Annotated in this window: 17 protein-coding genes; 14 read left to right on the top strand and 3 right to left on the bottom strand. The window is 71.4% G+C overall.

Annotated elements, in window-relative coordinates:
- Window positions 1-14: 14 nt before the first annotated feature.
- From ABMY26_RS32600 to ABMY26_RS32635, 8 genes are all read left to right on the top strand, one after another.
- Window positions 15-1,040, top strand: a complete 1,026-nt coding sequence (locus ABMY26_RS32600; protein WP_372400337.1) for a helix-turn-helix domain-containing protein — start codon at window positions 15-17, stop codon at window positions 1,038-1,040.
- Between the two features lie 49 nt (window positions 1,041-1,089).
- Window positions 1,090-1,932, top strand: a complete 843-nt coding sequence (gene cysE / locus ABMY26_RS32605; protein ID WP_372400338.1) for a serine O-acetyltransferase — start codon at window positions 1,090-1,092, stop codon at window positions 1,930-1,932.
- A gap of 219 nt (window positions 1,933-2,151) precedes the next feature.
- The gene (paoA, locus tag ABMY26_RS32610; protein WP_372400339.1) at window positions 2,152-2,808 is read left to right on the top strand and encodes an aldehyde dehydrogenase iron-sulfur subunit PaoA; all 657 of its coding nucleotides are present in this window, start codon (window positions 2,152-2,154) and stop codon (window positions 2,806-2,808) included.
- On the top strand, window positions 2,805-3,755 hold the full coding sequence (locus ABMY26_RS32615; protein WP_372400340.1) for a xanthine dehydrogenase family protein subunit M: 951 nt from the start codon (window positions 2,805-2,807) through the stop codon (window positions 3,753-3,755). Before paoA ends, ABMY26_RS32615 begins: the two co-directional genes overlap by 4 nt.
- Before the next feature lie 3 nt (window positions 3,756-3,758).
- On the top strand, window positions 3,759-5,960 hold the full coding sequence (paoC, locus tag ABMY26_RS32620; RefSeq protein WP_372400341.1) for an aldehyde oxidoreductase molybdenum-binding subunit PaoC: 2,202 nt from the start codon (window positions 3,759-3,761) through the stop codon (window positions 5,958-5,960).
- Window positions 5,961-6,059: 99 nt separating this feature from the next.
- Window positions 6,060-6,866, top strand: a complete 807-nt coding sequence (locus tag ABMY26_RS32625) for a DUF3750 domain-containing protein (RefSeq protein WP_372400342.1) — start codon at window positions 6,060-6,062, stop codon at window positions 6,864-6,866.
- A 67-nt stretch (window positions 6,867-6,933) separates the two neighbouring features.
- Window positions 6,934-7,557, top strand: coding sequence for a LysE family translocator (locus ABMY26_RS32630; RefSeq protein WP_372400343.1), 624 nt, complete (start codon window positions 6,934-6,936; stop codon window positions 7,555-7,557).
- A 199-nt stretch (window positions 7,558-7,756) separates the two neighbouring features.
- Window positions 7,757-9,016: an MFS transporter gene (locus ABMY26_RS32635; RefSeq protein ID WP_372400344.1), complete on the top strand. Its 1,260-nt coding sequence runs from the start codon at window positions 7,757-7,759 to the stop codon at window positions 9,014-9,016.
- Window positions 9,017-9,020: 4 nt separating this feature from the next.
- Here ABMY26_RS32635 and ABMY26_RS32640 read toward each other — a convergent pair whose 3' ends face one another.
- Window positions 9,021-10,916, bottom strand: coding sequence for an FHA domain-containing protein (locus ABMY26_RS32640; RefSeq protein WP_372400345.1), 1,896 nt, complete (start codon window positions 10,914-10,916; stop codon window positions 9,021-9,023).
- A 141-nt stretch (window positions 10,917-11,057) separates the two neighbouring features.
- Here ABMY26_RS32640 and ABMY26_RS32645 point away from each other — a divergent pair, with 141 nt between their 5' ends.
- From ABMY26_RS32645 to ABMY26_RS32655, 3 genes are all read left to right on the top strand, one after another.
- On the top strand, window positions 11,058-12,599 hold the full coding sequence (locus tag ABMY26_RS32645) for a D-alanyl-D-alanine carboxypeptidase/D-alanyl-D-alanine-endopeptidase (protein ID WP_372400346.1): 1,542 nt from the start codon (window positions 11,058-11,060) through the stop codon (window positions 12,597-12,599).
- Between the two features lie 121 nt (window positions 12,600-12,720).
- Window positions 12,721-13,401 carry a chemotaxis protein gene (locus ABMY26_RS32650; protein WP_372400347.1) on the top strand — a complete coding sequence of 227 codons (681 nt, stop codon included), beginning with the start codon at window positions 12,721-12,723 and terminating at the stop codon, window positions 13,399-13,401.
- A gap of 53 nt (window positions 13,402-13,454) precedes the next feature.
- Window positions 13,455-14,435, top strand: a complete 981-nt coding sequence (locus ABMY26_RS32655; protein ID WP_372400348.1) for an endonuclease/exonuclease/phosphatase family protein — start codon at window positions 13,455-13,457, stop codon at window positions 14,433-14,435.
- 22 nt (window positions 14,436-14,457) lie between these two features.
- Here the strand turns inward: ABMY26_RS32655 and ABMY26_RS32660 are convergent, their stop codons facing one another.
- Entirely contained in the window at window positions 14,458-14,763 is a 306-nt protein-coding gene (locus tag ABMY26_RS32660) for a GNAT family N-acetyltransferase (RefSeq protein WP_372400349.1), read from the bottom strand.
- 88 nt (window positions 14,764-14,851) lie between these two features.
- Entirely contained in the window at window positions 14,852-15,670 is an 819-nt protein-coding gene (locus ABMY26_RS32665; RefSeq protein ID WP_372400350.1) for an RluA family pseudouridine synthase, read from the bottom strand.
- A gap of 390 nt (window positions 15,671-16,060) precedes the next feature.
- Here ABMY26_RS32665 and galU point away from each other — a divergent pair, with 390 nt between their 5' ends.
- The 3 genes from galU to pgmG all read left to right on the top strand — a co-directional run bounded on the left by galU (window position 16,061) and on the right by pgmG (window position 19,828).
- Window positions 16,061-16,930, top strand: coding sequence for a UTP--glucose-1-phosphate uridylyltransferase GalU (gene galU / locus ABMY26_RS32670; protein ID WP_372400351.1), 870 nt, complete (start codon window positions 16,061-16,063; stop codon window positions 16,928-16,930).
- A gap of 127 nt (window positions 16,931-17,057) precedes the next feature.
- Complete coding sequence (locus ABMY26_RS32675) at window positions 17,058-18,389, top strand: UDP-glucose/GDP-mannose dehydrogenase family protein (RefSeq protein ID WP_372400352.1); 1,332 nt, start codon at window positions 17,058-17,060, stop codon at window positions 18,387-18,389.
- Between the two features lie 38 nt (window positions 18,390-18,427).
- Entirely contained in the window at window positions 18,428-19,828 is a 1,401-nt protein-coding gene (gene pgmG / locus ABMY26_RS32680; protein ID WP_372400353.1) for a phosphoglucomutase/phosphomannomutase PgmG, read from the top strand.
- Window positions 19,829-19,965: the final 137 nt, after the last annotated feature.

The following is a 19,965-nucleotide window of genomic DNA, read 5'->3' on the forward strand; positions in this document are numbered from 1 at the left end:
CCGGAGCCCGTGCGATGTCCGCCCACAGCCTGCATGCTGTCGAACCCATTCCCCGCTATTGGCTGTATGGCGAACCGCCGGCGGTGCCGGAGCTGCGCTTCGTCCATATCGAGACGATCCCGGAGCGGATGCGCTTGCACAATTGGGAGGTCAGGCCCCACCGGCACGATGGCCTCAGCCATGCCCTGCTGGTCACCGCCGGCGGCGGGCTGCTGACCGCGGACGGCACGGAAACGGCGTTCCGCGCCCCCGCCTTCATCCTGGTGCCGGCCCAGGTGGTGCACGGCTTCCGCTTCGATCCCGGCACCGACGGGCATGTGCTGACCATGTCGGAAGGGTTTTTGGCAGGATTGCTGGCCGCCGCGCCGGAGGCCGACCTGCGCGCCGCGCCGGCCCTGCCGCGGGCCTGGGACCTGGAGGCCGGCACCGACGAGGCGGCGGCGCTGGCCCGCGGCTTCGCCGCCATCAGGGCGGAGTTCCGCGCCCACCATCCTGGCCGCGCCAGCGCCATCGCCGCCCATGTGACGCTGATGCTGGTCGCCGCCTTGCGGCTGGGCGCGGCGCGGCCGGCGGCCGACCGGGGGTTGGCCGACCGGCGGCGGGCCGAACCGGGCCTGGAGGGGCAGGGGCCGTCGCCCGACCTGCGGCTGCTCGCCCGGCTGCGGCCGGTGGTCGACGAGCATTTCCGCGACCATTGGCCGGTGGAGCGCTATGCCGTGGTGCTGGGGGTCACGCCCGGCCGGCTGAACGCCGCCTGCCGCCGCGTCACCGGCCTGTCGACCCTGCAGCTGGTCCATGCCCGGCTGATGCTGGAGGCCAAGCGCTCGCTGATCTACACCGGCCACGGCATGGCGGAGATCGGCTATGCGCTGGGCTTCGAGGACCCGGCCTATTTCTCCCGCTTCTTCAGCCGGCGCGAGGGCCGCTCGCCCCAGGCCTTCCGGCGGTCGCACGTCGCGGATGCCGCGGGGGCCGGCGGAGCGGGGGGCAGCCTTGACGGCAATGGCCTTGACCGGACTGGGGGCTCCTCACCACAGTAGCAGCCGTCTGCCGGGGTTGCGGGACGGGATGCTTTTGCTGGAAAGGGTGATGGCGATGGACAGCCTGGACGTCATGACGCGCGAACCGGCGGAGACGGTCGAACAGTCGCTGTGGCGCCGCCTGCGCGACGACGCCGTGCGCGTCGCGGCGGAGGAAAGCGGGCTGGCGCCCTTCCTCTACGACGCGATCCTGGCGCGCGACGGCTTCGGCCCGGCGCTGGCCGCCCTGCTGGTGCGCAAGCTGGCCGACCGCGCCATGCCGGAGGACCGGCTGGCAGCCGTGGTGCGCGACGCCATGGACACCGACCCGGCCATCGTCGATGCCGCCGCCGCCGACCTCGCCGCCATCCTGGCGCGCGACCCGGCCGCCGACGGCTGCCTGACGCCCTTCCTCTACTTCAAGGGCTTCCACGCCCTGCAATGGCACCGCGTCGGCCATTGGCTGTGGCGGCGCGGACGCCACGACCTCGCCCATTTCCTGCAGAGCCGGGTGTCGGAGGCCTTCGCCGTCGACATCCATCCGGCGGTGCCGGTCGGGCGCGGCGTTTTCATCGACCATGGCACCGGCGTGGTGATCGGCGAGACCGCGGTGATCGGCAACGACGTCTCGATCCTGCAGAACGTCACGCTGGGTGGCACCGGCAAGGAGCATGGCGACCGCCATCCCAAGGTCCGCGACGGCGTGCTGCTGGCGGCCGGCGCCAAGGTGCTGGGCAACATCACCATCGGCGCCCATGCCAAGGTCGGCGCCGGCAGCGTCGTGCTGAAGGACGTCCCCGGCTGCGCCACGGTGGCCGGCGTGCCGGCCAAGGTCGTCGGCTGGTGCCGCGACGAGCCGGCCCCGGCCCTGACCATGGACCAGAGCCTGCAGCAGGGCGACTACAGCATCTGAACCGGCGAAGCGGCCCGGAAAAAATGCGGAACTCCCTACAACCGTGGCGGAGCCGATTTGGTTTCATGAGCGTGGATCATGGGCACCATCTCCGCCGGGGGACTGATCGGGGCTCCTTGACGCCTTAGTTTGCCTGGGAATGCGTCGGCGGCGGACGATGTCCGCCCCGGCTGACGGGATTTCCCGACAGACTATCGACGAACAGGAGGGAAGCACGCGATGCATCATCCCGGCGACCTCGACGTGACGCGGCGTGGCCTGCTGATGGGCACGGCGGCAACGGCCGCCTTGACCGCGGGCGTCCTTCCGATGCCCGCCGGAGCGGCCGTCCCGCAACAGGCCGTGCCCCCCGACCTTGCGCCCGTGATATCGACCGTATCCTTCACGGTGAACGGCAAGCCCCACGACCTGACCCTGGACACCCGGACGACCCTGCTGGACGCGCTGCGCGAACAGCTGCACGTGACCGGGCCGAAGAAGGGCTGCGACCATGGGCAGTGCGGTGCCTGCACCGTGCTGGTGGACGGGCGGCGGATCAATTCCTGCCTGTCGCTGGCGCTGATGCACCAGGGCGACAGCATCACCACCATCGAGGGGCTGGGCATGCCCGACAGCCTGCACCCGATGCAGGCCGCCTTCGTGAAGCATGACGGCTACCAGTGCGGCTATTGCACGCCCGGCCAGATCTGTTCGGCGGTCGCCGTGCTGAAGGAGATCGAGGCCGGCATCCCCAGCCATGTCAGCGCCGACCTGACCGCGGCGCCCCGGCTGACCGCCGACGAGCTGCGCGAGCGGATGAGCGGCAACATCTGCCGCTGCGGCGCCTATTCCAACATCGTCGACGCGATCACGGAAGTCGCCGGGAGGGAAGCATGAGGCCCTTCAGCTACGAGCGCGCCCGCGATCCGGGCGAGGCGGCGGCGGCGGCGGCGCGCACCCCCGGCGCCCGCTTCATCGCTGGCGGCACCAACCTGCTCGACCTGATGAAGCTGGAGATCGAGACGCCGGTCCATCTGATCGACGTGAACGGCCTGTCGCTCGATACGGTCGAGGCGACGGCGGAGGGGGGCTTGCGCATCGGCGCGCTGGTGCGCAACACCGACCTTGCCGCCGACGACCGGGTGCGGCGCGACTATGGCCTGCTGTCGCGGGCCTTGCTGGCCGGCGCGTCGGGCCAGCTGCGCAACAAGGCGACGACCGCCGGCAACCTGCTCCAGCGCACCCGCTGCCCCTATTTCTACGACACCGCCCAGCCCTGCAACAAGCGGCAGCCCGGCAGCGGCTGCGCCGCCATCGGCGGCTTCAGCCGGCAGCTGGCGGTGATCGGCGGCAGCGATGCCTGCATCGCCACCCATCCCAGCGACATGGCGGTGGCGATGCGGGCGCTGGACGCCACGGTCGAGACGGTGCGGCCCGACGGCGCCCGCCGCGGCATTCCCATCGCCGACTTCCACCGGCTGCCCGGCGACACCCCGCACATCGAGACGGCGCTGGAGCCGGGCGAGCTGATCACCGCGGTGACCCTGCCGCGGCCGGCCGGCGGCCGGCACATCTACCGCAAGGTGCGCGACCGCGCCTCCTACGCCTTCGCGCTGGTCTCCGTCGCCGCCATCCTGCAGCCCGACGGCAGCGGCCGGGTTGCGCTGGGCGGCGTCGCGCACAAGCCGTGGCGGGTCGAGGCGGCGGAGGCCGAGTTGCCAAAAGGGGCGAAGGCCGTCGCTGAGCGGCTGCTGGCCGGCGCCAGGCCGACGCACGACAACGCCTTCAAGCTGCCGCTGGTCGAGCGCACGCTCGGCTCGGTGCTGGCCGAAGCGAAAGGCTGAGCCATGAAGTTCGACACCCCCGCCACCACCAATCCCATCGACCGGCTGACGGTGATCGGCAAGCCGACCAGCCGCATCGACGGGCCGCTGAAGACGACCGGCACCGCGCCCTACGCCTATGAACGCCACGACGTGGTGGCGGACCAGGCCTATGGCTATCCGGTCGGCGCCGGCATCGGCAAGGGGCGCATCGCCTCCCTGTCGGTGGAGGAGGCCGAGGCGGCCCCCGGCGTGCTGGCCGTCGTCACCCACCGGACCGCGGGCAGGCTCGGCAAGGCCGACCGCAATGCCGCCCCGCTGCTGGGCGGGCCGGAGATCGACCATTACCATCAGGCGGTCGCCCTGGTCGTGGCCGAGAGCTTCGAGCAGGCGCGGGCCGCGTCGCAGCGCATCCGCATCGAGTACGAGAGCGGCGGCGGCGCCTTCGATCTGGCGCATGCCAGGGAGGCCATGGGCGACTCCGCCGAACACAAGACGGAGGATTCGACCGTCGGCGATTTCGCCGGCGCCTTCGCGGCGGCGGCGGTCAAGCTGGACGAGACCTACACCACCCCCGACCAGAGCCACGCGATGATGGAGCCGCACGCGACCATCGCGGCCTGGCAGGGCGACCGGCTGACCGTGTGGACCTCCAACCAGATGATCGACTGGGCGGTCACCGATCTGGCCGAGACGCTGGAGATGCCGAAGGAGAAGGTCCGCGTGATCTCCCCCTTCGTCGGCGGCGGCTTCGGCGGCAAGCTGTTCCTGCGCGCCGACACGCTGCTGGCGGCGCTGGGCGCACGGGCGGCCGGGCGGCCGGTCAAGGTGGCGCTGCCGCGGCCGATGATCGCGAACAACACCACCCACCGGCCGGCGACCATCCAGCGCCTCCGCATTGGCGCCGGGCGGGACGGCAGGATCCTGGCCATCGCCCATGAAAGCTGGTCCGGCAACCTGAAGGACGGCAAGCCGGAGACCGCGACCGACCAGACGCGCCTGCTCTATGCCGGCGCCAACCGGCTGTCCGGCACGCGGCTGGCCCATCTCGACCTGCCGGAAGGCAACGCCATGCGGGCGCCGGGCGAGGCGCCGGGCCTGATGGCGCTGGAGATCGCCATGGACGAGATGGCGGAGCGGCTGAAGATCGACCCGGTGGAGTTCCGCATCCTCAACGATACCCAGGTCGACCCGGAGAAGCCGGAGCGCCCCTTCTCGCAGCGCCAGCTGGTGCAGTGCCTGCGCACCGGGGCCGAGCGCTTCGGCTGGAGCAAACGCAGCGGCGAGCCGGGACGGGTGCGCGACGGGCGCTGGCTGGTCGGCATGGGCATGGCCGCCGCCTTCCGCAACAACCTGCTGACCAAATCGGCGGCGCGGGTGCGGCTGGACAGGCGCGGGGTGGTGACGGTCGAGACCGACATGACCGACATCGGCACCGGCAGCTACACCATCATCGCCCAGACCGCGGCGGAGATGATGGGCGTCGGGCTGGACAAGGTGGTGGTGCGGCTGGGCGATTCGAGCTTTCCGGTGTCGGCCGGGTCGGGCGGGCAGTGGGGCGCCAACAATGCGACCGCGGGCGTCTATGCCGCCTGCGTCAAGCTGCGCGAGGCGGTGGCGCGGACGCTCGGCGTCAACTCGGCCGATGCGGAGTTCGCCGACGGCCTGGTGCGGTCGGGCAACCGCAGCGTGCCGCTGGCCCAGGCGGCGGGCGAAGGCGGGCTGTCGGCCGAGGATGCCATCGAGTATGGCGACCTGGCGAAGAAGGCCCAGCAATCGACCTTCGGCGCCCATTTCGTCGAGGTCGGCGTCGATGCCGCGACGGCGGAGGTCCGCGTCCGGCGGATGCTGGCGGTCTGCGCGGCGGGCCGCATCCTGAACCCGCTGTCGGCGCGCAGCCAGGTGATCGGCGCCATGACCATGGGCGTCGGCGCGGCGCTGATGGAGGAGCTGGCGGTGGATGCCCGGACCGGCTTCTTCGTCAACCACGACCTTGCCGGCTACGAGGTGCCGGTCCATGCCGACATCCCGCACCAGGAGGTGGTCTTCCTGGACGAAACCGACCCGATGTCCTCGCCGATGAAGGCGAAGGGGGTGGGCGAGCTCGGGCTGTGCGGGGTCGGCGCCGCCATCGCCAACGCGGTCCACAACGCGACCGGCATCCGCGTGCGCGACTACCCGGTCACGCTGGACAAGCTGATCGACCGCATGCCGCCGGTGGGGTGAGCGGCCGGCCGCCTCTTCGGCGTCGCCGGAAAGATCCGGCCGGGAGATCCGCTCCGGCGGTGGTAGCATGCGGCAGCGAGGCCGGATGGGGCGCATGGGGTGGTGAAGGTGCTGCTGGTTTGCCTGCTGACGCTGGTCCTGCTGCTCGCCGGGCCGGCCTTCGTCGTCGCGTCGGGAACCGTGTCGCTGGCGGTGGACTGGAGCCGGGCCGACCGCAGCCCGGTCGGCCTCGCCCCCGATCCGGCGGCGACGCCCGAGGCGGTCGTCCAGGTCTATGCCGCCCGCGCCCTGTCCTGGCGCGGCGCCTTCGGCGTGCATCCCTGGTTCGCGGTGAAGCCGGCGGGTGCGCGGAGCTACACCGTCTACGAGGTGATCGGCTGGCGGGCCTACCGCGGCCTGCCGGCGGTGGCGGTCAGCAACCGCGACCCCGACGGCCGCTGGTTCGGCGCCCCGCCGGTGGTGCTGGCGGAGTTGCGCGGCGCCGCGGCGGCGGCGGCCATCCCGCGGATCGCCGAGGCCGCCGCCAGCTATCCCTTTGCTGGCGAGTACCGGGTCTGGCCCGGCCCCAACAGCAACACCTTCGCCGCCTGGGTGGCCCGCGCCGTGCCGGAGCTGCGGCTCGACCTGCCCTCCACGGCGCTCGGCAAGGATTATCTCGGCACCGGCCTGTTCGCGCGGGCGCCGAGCGGCACCGGCTGGCAGGTCAGCCTGTTCGGCCTGGCCGGCCTGCTGCTGGCGCGGGAGGAGGGGGTGGAGGTCAATCTGCTGGGGCTGACGGTCGGCATCGACCCGCTCGACCTCGCGGTGAAGCTTCCCGGCATCGGGCGGATCGCCCTGCTCGGAGACGGGCTGCCCGCCGTTCCGCCGCCCGCTCCGCCCTCCGGCCCTCCGGTGGGACCGGGGTGACGGTGGCGGATCGGGCCTGCCGGTGCCATAGTGGGGCGGATTTGGCCGGCAAATGGGGATGGTCGCCGTGACGTTGGAAATCTGGATCGTTTACGTGATCGCGGCGGTCGGCCTGTCGGTGACGCCGGGGCCGAACGGGCTGCTGTCGCTGACCCATGGCGTGCGCTTCGGCTTCGCCCGCACCGTCTTCACCGTGCTGGGCGGCGTCTGCGGCTTCCTGGTGCTGGTGGCGGCGTCGCTGGCCGGGATGGGCGCGCTGCTGGCAACGTCGGAAACCGCCTTCACCATCGCCAAGTGGCTCGGCGCCGCCTATCTGGTCTATCTCGGTTTCCGCCTGTGGCGGGCACCGGCCGCTGCCGTGGGCACCGACGCCGCCGCTGAAGCCGGGGGCAGGACCGCTCCGTTGCGGCTGTTCGCCGAGGGCTTCCTGGTCGCGGTCTCCAATCCGAAGGCGCTGATCTTCTTCGCCGCCTTCCTGCCGCAGTTCATGGTGCCGGGCGCCTCCTTCTGGCTGCAGTTCGCGGTGCTGGGCGGCACCTTCGCCTTCACGGAATTCTGCTACGAGCTGGTGCTGGCCGGCACCGCCCAGCGCATCGCCCCCTGGCTCTCCCGCCATGGGCGCTGGTTCAACCGGGTGACCGGCGGAACCTTCGTCGGCATCGGCGGGCTGATGGCGACCGTCAGCCGCTGACCGTCGGCCGCTGAGGCTCCGGCCCGGGCGACCCGCCGCCGAGCCATGCCCGCTGCTCATCTCGCACCTGCGGAATTGGCGGCATGCGGCGGATTGCCTCATCATGCCCGCGGCAAATATCCTGACCTCGCCCCGGCCGCATTCCGTTCCCTTTGTCCGCCGGGTGCCATCATCGAGCGGCGACAGCGGAGAAACGACCATGGCTTCGGCCGGCCATCACGGCAACGCGCGTGCACAGGGGCAGGCGGCAGGGGAGGCGGCGGTGCAGACGGCGTCCGCCCATCCCGGCCTGGTGCTCCTGGCGCTCGCCATGGGCGGCTTCGCCATCGGAACGACCGAGTTCGCGACGATGAGCCTGCTGCCCTATTTCGCCCGCGGCCTCGGCATCGACGAGCCGACCGCCGGCCACGTCATCAGCGCCTATGCGCTGGGGGTGGTGGTGGGGGCGCCGGTGATCGCGGTGCTGGCGGCGAGGCTGTCGCGGCGGACGCTGCTGATCGGGCTGATGGCGGTGTTCGCCGTCGCCAACGTGGCGAGCGCCTTTTCACCGTCCTACGGCTGGATGCTGGTCTTCCGCTTCCTGAGCGGCCTGCCGCACGGCGCCTATTTCGGCGTCGCCGCCCTGGTCGCCGCCTCGCTGGTGCCGCCGCAGCGCCGCGCGCAGGCGGTGGCGCGGACCATGCTGGGCCTGACGGTGGCGACCGTCGTCGGCGTGCCGATGGCGAACTGGATCGGGCAGGCGCTGGGCTGGCGCTGGGGCTTCGGCGTCGTCGGGCTGCTCGCCCTGCTGACGGTGGCCCTGGTCTGGACCTTCGCCCCCAAGGACCGGCCGCACCCGGACTCCAGCCCGCTGCGCGAACTGGGCGCCCTGAAGCGGCGGCAGGTCTGGCTGACGCTGGGCATCGGCGCCATCGGCTTCGGCGGGATGTTCGCCGTCTATACATATGTCGCCTCGACCCTGATGGAGGTGACGCAGGTTTCCCCGGCGATGGTGCCGGTCGTGCTGGCGGTGTTCGGGTCCGGCATGACCGTCGGCACGCTGGTCAGCGCCTGGGCCGCCGACCGCGCCCTGATGCCGACCGTCGCCGCCGTGCTGCTGTGGAGCGCCGGGTCGCTGGCGCTCTACCCGTTCGCCGCCGGCAACATCTGGGCGGTGTCGGCGGTCGTCTTCATGATCGGCTGCGGCGGCGGGCTGGGCACCCCGCTGCAGGCCCGGCTGATGGACGTGGCGGAGGATGCGCAGACGCTGGCCGCGGCGCTGAACCACAGCGCCTTCAACGCCGCCAATGCGCTGGGGCCGTGGCTGGGCGGGATGGCGATCGCCGCCGGCTGGGGCTGGACCTCCACCGGCTGGGTCGGCGCCGCGCTGGCGCTGGGCGGGCTGGCTGTGTGGGCGGTGGCGATGCTGGACGACCGCATGACGGAAAACCGGCTGGCGGCGGCCTGCGCCGGAGGGTGAGGGGTTATCGGCCCGACAGTTCCCAGGCGATGCGGGCCGGGTGCTCGCCGAGGTCGAGGGAGCCGATGACGATCTCCCCCCGGCCGGCAAGCGGAACCGTCTCCCCCTGTTTCAGCACCCGCTGGTCGCCGCCGCGCGGAGCCACGCGGGTGCCGTTGCGGCTGAGATCCTCCAGCACATAGGCGCCGCCCTGCAGCCGCACCGTCGCGTGCCGGCGCGAGGCGGAGGCATGGTCGAGCACGATGGCGCAGTCGGCGGACCGGCCGATCACGACCTCGCCGCCGCCATCCGGCAACGTCACCGTCCGCCCCTGGTAACTCAGCGTCAGGCGGGGCATCGGCGGTGCGGGCGGCGCGTGGGCGTCGACCGTCATGTCCATCGGGCGTGGGGCGGTGCCGAGGGCGGTCCCGGGGGCGGTCCCGGGGGCCAGCCGCTGGCCCGCCAGCACGCCGCTGCCGGTCACCGACAGGCGCTGGTCGTCGGGGATGGCGGCGATCTTGGCGATCAGCCCGTCGGCCAGCGCCCGCGGGATGCCGGCGGCACGCAGGCGGCGGCCCAGCCCGTCGCGCACCTCCTGCATCGAGACGCCGGGGGCGGCCAGCTCCGCCGCCGATTTCACGCGGCTGAGCTCGGTCGCCACATGCTGGATGACGGTGCTGACCTTGCTGCGGCCGTAGGGGCTGGCGCCGAGGTCGAGCAGATAGCCAAGCCGCCCGGCCGCGGTGCCGAAGCGCCCGGCCAGCCGCGTCATCGTCTCCTCGAAAGGCAGGTCGCGGCCGCCGGCCGCCCACACGACCTTGCCGCGGCGGGTCAGCGTCTCCGCCATCTCCGGGCCGCCCATGAAGCCGTCGAAGGCGATCATCCCGTCGACGATGGCGCCGAAGGCGCGGGCGTCGCTGGCCGCCCCGGTGCGGGTCAGCGGGGTCAGCCCGTCCAGCCCGCCGCGGATCCGGTGCAGCACCGCCTCCCGCGTCCGGACGAAGCCGCCGCCGCCGACGGCGTTGGACAGGGCGAGCAGCGCGTCGGTGTGGGGCAGCCGGTCGTCCAGGTCGCCGCGCAGGGTCGCCAGCAGGGCGAGGATGGCGGAGCCGAGGTCGGGCGCATAGCCGATCAGCGCGCGAATCGGCTCGCGCCCGTCGACGATCTCCGCCGTGAACTCGTCGACCAGCCGGGTGGTCTCGCCGTCGTCCTCGTGGTGCAGGCGCAGCACCGCGGTCAGCTTGGCGCCCCAGTCGCGGTGCGGCTCCAGCGCCGAGCCGACGGCATGGGTGACGATGCGGTCGCGCTCCTCCAGCGGACGCTCGACGGCGGCCAGCAGCAGCCCGGAGATCCCGCTGCGCATCAGCGCCTGGTCGAAGGGTGCCAGCGTGTCGGACTGCTGGGCCAGTTCCTTCAGCGAACCGAACAGGCGGATGATCTGGTCGTAGCGTTCGTGCGGCTTCAGCCCCAGCATCGGCGCCTGGATGCTGGCGAGCCGGCTGACCGCCGGGTTGAACAGCAGGGCCTCGCGTTCGAAATAGCGCAATGGGAAGTAGCGGTGGAGCTGTTCCGTCGGGATGACGCCCTGGTCGTCCCAATAGCCGCGCAGCAGGCGCAGCAGGGTCATCCGGCTGTCGAAGGAGAACAGCTGCAACACGTCGGTGCAGAGGTTGGCGTTCTCGATCGGGGAGATGGTGGTCAGCTTGCCGCCGCCGGCGGATTTCTTCTGGAAGACCGTCTCTTCCCGTCCGCTGCCGGTGACCTTGACCACGCGGACCACCGGAAACTTGGCAAGGCGCAGCAAATAGTTGGCGCGTTCCGTCGCCGCCTTCTCGTCATCGAAGACGCCGTCGATGTTGGGTTTTCCGCCCTGTTCGACCACCACCTCGAAGCGCGTCTCGCGCCGCTTGGACATCGCCATCCCGCCCCCCGCCCGGGCATTGCCCGGCTACGCCCCTGATCGCGATTTCCTGCATTTTTCCCCAGAATACTTTATCAAAGGTTCCTTCAGAAGCGGAAAGGGCCCGACCGCCCCCGCCAAGACAGGATACCCCGCCCGACGATGACCTGCCCTCCCGACAGCGATTCCGAAACAGCGCCCGGCGGCGATCCCGGCTCCGCGTCGCAGAGGCCGCGGCAGAGGCCGCTGCAGAGGCTGCCGGTTGGGCGCCGCCCTGTCCTTGGGCTGCTGGGGTCGCTCCTGGCGTCCTGCCTGCTGCCGGCCGCGGCCCTGGCGGGGCCGGCCCCTGCAACCCCTGGTTTCGATGAGACCGCGGTCGGATACATCCTGTTCGATCCTGTCGGCGGGCAGGTGGTGGACGCGCGGGCGGCCGACACCCTCTTCATCCCGGCGTCGGTGGCGAAGATCCCGACGGTGGCGGCGGCGCTTGCCCTGCTGGGCCCGGACCACCGCTTCACCACCCGGCTGCTCGGCAGCGCGGCGCCGCTCGACGGGATGTTACGGGGCGACCTGATCCTGCAGGGCGGCGGCGATCCGGCGCTGGCGACGGAGGGCCTGGCGCAGCTGGTCGACATGCTGCGCGCCGCCGGGCTGCGGCAGGTGGAAGGGCGGTTCCTCTATGATTGCGGGCAGCTGCCCGAACTGGCGGAGATCGATGCCGGCCAGCCCTGGGCGGCGGCCTACAACACCGGGATCGGCGCGCTGTCGCTGAACTACAACCGGGCCCTGCTGGCGTGGCGCCGCGGCGCCGACGGGCGCCCGGTGCCGGAGGTGCTGTCGGTCGCCTCCGCCGGGCGGATGCCGCTGGACAGCGTCGCGGCGCTGCCGATGACGGCGGGCGGGCCCTTTGCCCTTCTGCCGGACGGCGCCGACCGCTGGCGCGTCGCACTGCCGGGCGGCGCCGATCCGCGACCGGTCTGGGTGCCGGTGGCGCGGCCGGGGTTGGCCGCCGCCACGCTGTTCCGCCGGATGGCCGCCGATGCCGGCCTTTCCCTGCCGCCGCCGCTGGCCGGCCGGGCGCCTGGCAATGCGGTGCCGCTGGCCGCGCTGGACAGCCTGCCGCTGTCGGAATTGGCGCGCGGGCTGCTGCGCCATTCCAACAATCTGTCGGCCGAGGTGATCGGGCTGGCCGCCGCCCGCCGGCTGGATCCCGCCATTGCCACCGCCACGGCCACGGGCTCCGGCCCCGCCACGCTGGAGCGGTCGGCAGCCCTGCTGCAGGGGTGGCTGACCCGGCAGCCGCTGGAAGGAGCGAACTGGCGCAGGCTGCGGCTGGCCAACCATTCGGGGCTGGGCACCGGATCGCGCGCCACGCCGCGGCAGATGGCGGCGCTGCTGCGGGCCGGCGGCCCGGCGCTGTGGGACCTGCTGCCCGGGGAGGAGGACGGCAAGCAGCTGCCCCCGGGCGTCCGGGCAAAATCGGGAACATTGGCCTATGTCAAGGGGTTGTCCGGCCTGTTGACGGCGGCCAGCGGCCGGCGGCTGGGCTTCGTCCTGTTCATTTCCGACCCCGGGCGCCGGGCGGCGTTGGATGCGGCGCTCGACCGGCGGGTGACGGCCACCCCGCCGGAGGCGCGGGCCTGGGCCGCCGGCGCGCGCGCGTTGCAGACCAGGGTTCTGGAGCGGTGGATCGCAACCTATTGACGACAACCGTCATAGTACGGAATATGACGGGTATGTGAAAAACCAGACCAACGTTGAATGGGCCACCGGTCCATCCGCCCTAAATCTGCCCATAGCCCATGCCGGGAGCCCGCCACCTTCCATGACGTTCGCCCCCCATGATGCCCGCCCGATGACGACGGACCGCCCCCGCAGCCCGGCCGCGCGCAGCGCCCTTCGCCGCAGGCTGGAACGGCAGGACGTCGCCGCAAACCGCTACCACGACCGGCGGCTGGGAGCGGAGGTGGTGAACATCGTCGTCGGCGGCTGCGTCGTCACCGACGACCCGAACGTCGTCATCACCACCACGCTGGGCTCCTGCGTCGCCGCCTGCCTGTACGATCCGGTGGCGGAGATCGGCGGCATGAACCATTTCCTGCTGCCCGACGCCGGGCTTGACGTGCTGTCGCTGTCGTCCCGCTACGGCGCCACGGCGATGGAGCATCTGATCAACCGGCTGCTGGCCGTCACCGGCCGGCGCGACCGGCTGCGCGCCAAGCTGTTCGGCGGGGCCAACGTCAACCTGAACACGCTGCGCACCGCCAACATCGGCCAGCGCAACGTCGATTTCGTCATGGAGTATCTGGCGACGGAGGGGATCCCCACCGTCAGCTGGGACGTCGGCGGCGTCAGCCCGCGGGCGGTGCGCTTCTTCCCCACCAGCGGACGCAGCCAGCGCCGGCTGATCGGCGACGAGTCGCTGCACGACATCGCCCGCAACGAATCCTCCTACATGGAGCATCTGCGCAAATCGCGGATCGAGGGCGACGTCGAGCTGTTCTGATAGGCTCGACCCGGCGGCATGCCGCCGCCTGCCGTCCTTCCGCGGAGCCCGCCATGGCCGAAACGCTGTTCCGGATCGCCACCTTCAACCTGGAGAACCTGGACGACGACACGGACGAGCCGCCCTTCGAGGCGCGGATCGCCACCCTGCGCCCGCAGCTGGAGCGGCTGGAGGCCGACATCCTCTGCCTGCAGGAGGTCGACGGCCAGCATCCGGTGAAGAGCGAGCCGCGCGTGCTGCGGGCGCTGTCCCGCCTGCTGGAGGGGACGCGCTATGCCGGCTACCACGTCACCGCCGGCGATGCCGGGTCGCCGGCCGACCGCCACAACCCGGTGATCGTCAGCCGCTGGCCCATCGCGGCGGCGCGGCTGCTGCGCCACCAGCTGGTGCCGCCGCCGCGGGTGATGCTCGCCACCGCCGACCCGGCGTCGGTGGAGGCGACCGAGGTCGGCTGGGACCGCCCGGTGCTCCATGCCGAGGTGGCGCTGCCCGGCGGGCAGACGCTGCATGTCTTCGACCTGCATCTGCGGGCGCCCATCGCCGCCCCGGTGCCGGGGCAGAAGGCGGATGCCTCGACCTGGAGGACGGCGGCCGGCTGGGCGGAGGGCTATTACCTCGCGTCGATCAAGCGGGCGGGGCAGGCGCTGGAGACGCGCATCGCGGTGGACCGGCTGTTCGACGCCGAGCCCGACGCGCTGGTCGTCGTCGCCGGCGACTGCAACGCCGATCTGGAGCAGACCGCGGTGCGCATCATCCGCGCCGCTGCCGATTTCACCGGAAACCCGGAGCTGGCCGGCCGCGTGCTGGAGCCGCTGGAGGAGGCGATCCCGCAGGAGCGGCGCTACACCGTGCTGCATGCCGGCACGCCGGTGCTGCTCGACCATCTGCTGGCCTCGCCCCGCCTGACCGAGCGCCTGCGCGACGTCGCCATCCACAACGAGGACCTGACCGACGAGGTCGACCATCCCGACGGGCCGTCCCCCGTCAGCTACCACGCGCCGGTGGTGGCGAGCTTCGCGCTGCCGGAGGGATAGCGGCCGGGGTAGCGGCGGGCCCTTACGCCAGCAGGTCGGTGTGCCGGCGGTTCCGCCGCATCCACAGCGCGGCGTAGCTGCAGAGCGGCACGATCTTCAGCCCCTCCGCCCGCGCCGCCTCCATCACGCCCTCCATCAGGCGGCCGGCGGCGCCGGTGCCGCGCAGCGAGGGCGGCGCCTCGACGTAGGAGATGACAAGGGTCGGGCCGTTGCGGCGATAGTCGGCGTAGACCGTCTGGCCGCCGACCGCCAGCTCGAACCGGCCCATGGCGCGGTTGTCGGTGACCGCCTGTCCGCCGCCCGCCGGTTCGCCATCCGTCTGTCCCATTCCGTGCGCTCCGTCAGTTGCCGGTGTCCGTCCCCTAACATTGGGACGCGGCGGACATGACGGAAGCACCCCCTTTTCGCGGCGCCGCTCACCCGTCCCGCCAGCCGCAGGCGGACAGCGCGTCCCGCATATGCGCCGGTGCCGGGGCGACGGCGTCGACCGCCGGGTATTCGAAGGCCATGCGGAAGGCGACGGAGCGGGCCAGCAGATGCAGGTTCCCCGGCGGGATGCGCGCCGGGCCGTAGAAGGGCTCCCCCACCAGCGGGCAGCCGATGGCGGCGCAATGGAGGCGGATCTGGTGGGTGCGGCCGGTGCGCGGGCGCAGCTCCAGCCAGGAGCGGCCGGCGGAGCCGCCGGGACCGGTGCCGAGCACGCGGTATTCGGTGACCGCCGGCTGGCCGTCCGGGTGGGGCAGGATGGTCCAGGAGGAGCGGGCGGCTCCCGTCGCGGATTTGGGCTCGATCCGTTTCAGCAGCGGCAGGTCGATGACGCCGGACTCCGCCTCCGGGATGCCGTCGGCGACCGCCCAATAGGTCTTCTCCACATGGCCGGCGGCGAACATCTGTCCGAAGCGCTTCAGCGCCCAGGGGGTGCGCCCGAGGATCAGGCAGCCGGCGGTGTCGCGGTCCAGCCGGTGGGCGAGCTTCGGCGGCTCGCCGCCCGGTTCGGCCAGATGGGGCAGGTAGAGCTCCAGATGGTCGGTGATGCGTCCGGCCTTGTGGACGGCGAGGCCGGCCGGCTTGTCGATGACGAAGCACAGCGCGTCCCGGTGGAGCACGCGGGCCTGCAGCGCCTCCGCGTTCGGCAGGGGGGCGTCCGGCGAGGGGGTGTCCGGCGAGGGGGCGTCCGGCGAGGGGGCGTCCGGCGGGAGGAGATTCGGCGAGTCGGGGGGCATGCGGCGCAGCATGGCCGCCGTACCCCCTCCGGCGCAAGCGTCGCGGATGCGGCGTCATACGGAAGATGCGGTGCCGGAACGGCAGGGCGGAAGGGACAGCGGCACGGTGTCGCGCCAGCCCTTGCCAAGGGAAATCCAGGCCCCGGCGCCTATGAGAAAGGTCCGGGGCAGGATTCGACGGATCGGATAAAGTTCGGCTCCAACAAGGACATTAGGCCGTTTTTCATTCGATTTCTGCCCTGTGGGCTAGCCTTTTGCCCGGTCTCGGAAGGTTTGTTGCGCAGCCGCGGCAGGCGTGGCAGAAAGCGCGGACCACGGTCGCGCTCCCGCCGGCTCCGCTTGCGGTCGGGCTGCCGTGCGACGATTTTGATTTCGACTTGCCTCAACCACAAGAGACGTCCAATGCGGAAACCCGTGCGCAAGGTGGTGTTCCCGGTCGCCGGTCTCGGCACGCGCTTCCTGCCGGCCACCAAGGCCATCCCGAAAGAGATGCTGCCCCTGGTCGACCGCCCCCTGCTGCAGCACGCCGTCGAAGAGGCGCGCGCCGCCGGCATCGAGGATTTCGTCTTCGTCACCGGCCGTTCCAAGCGCGCCATCGAGGACCATTTCGACGCCGACACCGAACTGAACCGCACGCTCGAGGAGCGCGGCAAGCTGGACGCGCTGGAGGAGGTCCGCCACAGCGAGATCGCGCCCGGCCGCTGCTTCTACACCCGCCAGCAGGTGCCGCTCGGCCTCGGCCACGCGGTGTGGTGCGCCCGCGCCCTGATCGGCAACGACCCCTTCGCCATCGTGCTGCCCGACGACTATGTCCAGGGCAAGACCCCCTGCCTGAAGCAGATGGTCGAGGCCTATGAGGAGGTCGGCGGCAACATCGTCGCCGTCGTCGACGTGCCGCGCGAAAAGACCAGCAGCTACGGCATCCTCGACGTCGAGAAGGACGACGGGCGTCTCGCCACCGTCCGCGGCCTCGTGGAGAAGCCGAAGCCGGAAGAGGCGCCGTCGACCCTGTCGATCATCGGCCGCTACATCCTGCAGCCGGAAATCTTCGACCATCTGGAAAAGCAGCAGCGCGGCGCCGGCAACGAAATCCAGCTGACCGACGCGATGGCCAACCTGATCGGCACGCAGCCCTTCCACGGCCTGCGTTTCGAAGGCACCCGCTACGATTGCGGCGACAAGGTCGGCTTCATCGAGGCGACGCTCGCCCACGCGCTGAACCGGCCGGACATGGCCGACAAGGTGCGCGAGATGCTGCGGAAATATTGCTGACCGACGGACGGCATTCCCGATGCCGCGCCCGCCCCCGTCCCCTGAGCCGGACGGGGGCGGGCGCATGCGTTTGGGCCGGGCGAGGCCGATCCGGGATTTCTGACTTCAAGGACATGAGGGGGACGCGATGCGCATAGCGATGATCGGCACGGGCTATGTCGGCCTGGTCTCCGGCGCCTGCTTTTCGGAATTCGGCGTGCACGTCACCTGCGTCGACAAGGACGCCGGCAAGATCGAGCGGCTGAAGCGCGGCGAGATTCCGATCTACGAGCCCGGCCTGGACGACCTCGTCGCCCGCAACGTCGCGGCCGGCCGCCTGTCCTTCACCCTGGACCTGAAGGAGGCGATGCAGGGCGTGGACGCCGTGTTCATCGCGGTGGGCACCCCGTCGCGCCGCGGCGACGGCCATGCCGACCTGTCCTACGTCTATGGTGCGGCGGAAGAGATCGCCCAGCATCTCGACCACTACACGGTGGTGGTGACCAAATCGACGGTCCCGGTCGGCACCGGCCGCGAGGTCGAGGCGATCATCCGCCGCGTGCGGCCCGACGCCGAGTTCGACATCGCGTCCAACCCGGAATTCCTGCGCGAAGGCTCGGCCATCGGCGACTTCATGCGGCCCGACCGCGTCGTCATCGGTGCGACGTCCGACCGCGCGGGCGAGGTGATGCGCCGGCTGTACCGGCCGCTCTACCTGATCGAGACGCCGATCGTGGTGACCTCGCTGGAGACGGCGGAGCTGACCAAATACGCCGCCAACACCTTCCTGGCCGCCAAGATCACCTTCATCAACGAGATCGCCGACCTGTGCGAGAAGGTGGGCGCCAACGTCCATGACGTGGCGCGCGGCATCGGCCTGGACGGCCGCATCGGCAAGAAGTTCCTGCACCCGGGTCCGGGCTATGGCGGCTCCTGCTTCCCCAAGGACACGCTGGCGCTGGTCCGCACCGCCCAGCAGGTCGGCAGCCCGCTGCGCATCATCGAGACGGTCGTCGACATCAACGACAAGCGCAAGAAGCAGATGGCCGAGCGCATCGTCGCCGCCTGCGGCGGGTCGGTGGACGGCAAGACGGTGGCGGTGCTGGGCGTCGCCTTCAAGCCGAACACCGACGACATGCGCGACAGCCCGTCGCTCGACATCGTGCCGGCGCTTCAGGCGGCGGGCGCCAAGGTGCGCGCCTTCGATCCGGCGGCGATGCACGAGGCCGGAAAGCTGCTGCCCGGCGTGGAATGGGCCGGCGATGCATACGGCACCTTGGAGGGCGCCGACTGCGTCGCTATTCTCACGGAGTGGAACGAATTCCGTGCGCTCGATCTGAAGCGGGTGAAGGCGATGCTGAAGCGGCCGGTGATGATCGACCTGCGCAACATCTACAATCCCGACGACATGGCGAAGGCCGGCTTCATCTATACGTCCATCGGCCGGCCGACGCCGGCCGGCGGGATGGATCGCGGATAAGGTCTTAAGACGGCGTCCAACAGAGGACTAACGAGACGATGAGCGAAGCCCATACCTTCCACCCCACGGTGCTGCGCGAGTACGACATCCGCGGCATCGTCGGCAAGACGCTGACCCCCGCCGACGCCCGCGCGGTCGGCCGTTCCTTCGGTACCGTGGTGGTGCGCAAGGGCGGCAAGACGGTCTGCGTCGGCTATGACGGCCGTCTGTCCTCGCCGGAGCTGGAGGAGGCGCTGGTCGAGGGGCTGGTTTCCACCGGCCTGCATGTCCTGCGCATCGGGCTCGGCCCCACGCCGATGCTGTATTTCGCCACCCGCGACCGCGAGGCCGCGGCCGGCATCATGATCACCGGCTCGCACAACCCGCCGGACTACAACGGCATCAAGATGATGCTGGGCAAGGGCCCGGTCTACGGCCAGCAGATCCTGGAACTCGGCACCATGGCGGCCAAGGCCGACTGGGAGCAGGGCGAGGGGTCGTCGGAGAAGATCGACGTCCAGGACGAGTATGTCGCCCGCCTGCTGAAGGACTATGACGGCACGCGCGACCTGAAGATCGCCTGGGATTCCGGCAACGGCGCGTCGGGCGAGATCCTGCGCCGCCTGACCGCCAAGCTGCCGGGCACCCATGTCCTGCTGTTCGACGACATCGACGGCAACTTCCCCAACCATCACCCGGATCCGACGGTCGAGGCCAACCTCGTCGACCTGAAGAAGGCGGTGGCGGAGCATGGCTGCGACATCGGCATCGGCTTCGACGGCGACGGCGACCGCATCGGCGCCATCGACCACAAGGGCCGGGTGGTGTGGGGCGACCAGCTGGTCGCGCTCTATGCCGCCGACGTGCTGAAGAGCCATCCGGGCGCCACCATCATCGCCGACGTCAAGGCCAGCCAGGCCCTGTTCGACGAGATCGCCAAGCATGGTGGCGTGCCGCTGATGTGGAAGACCGGCCACTCGCTGCTGAAGGCCAAGATGGCGGAAACCGGCTCGCCGCTGGCCGGCGAGATGTCGGGCCACATCTTCTTCGCCGACAAGTGGTACGGCTTCGACGACGCGCTGTATTGCGGCGTGCGGCTGGCCGGGCTGGTCAGCAAGCTGGGCACGACGCTGGCGGACCTGCGCGATGGCCTGCCCGACATGGTCAACACGCCGGAAACCCGCTTCCAGATCGACGAGGAACGCAAGTTCGCCGTGGTCGAGGAGGTCAAGGGCCGGGTCAAGGCGTCGGGCGCCAAGGTCAACGACATCGACGGCGTCCGCGTGACGACCGACGACGGCTGGTGGCTGCTGCGCGCGTCCAACACCCAGGACGTGCTGGTGGCGCGCGCCGAGTCCTACAGCCAGGACGGGCTGGAGCGGCTGAAGGGCGCGCTGATCGAGCAGCTGGTGGCTTCCGGGCTGGCGGCGCCGTCGTTCGAGGGCGGCGGGTCGCACTGAGGTTTGGGGGGTGTTCAGGCTTCGGCTGGCGAATGCCCCCTCCCTAACCCTCCCCCGCTCACGCGGGAGAGGGGACTGCCGCCGCTTAGCATAAAGCACCCTCTCCCGCGAAGCGGGGGAGGGTCGGGGAGGGGCAG

The organism is Azospirillum sp. HJ39 (assembly GCF_041507355.1).
Lineage (GTDB): Bacteria > Pseudomonadota > Alphaproteobacteria > Azospirillales > Azospirillaceae > Azospirillum > Azospirillum thiophilum.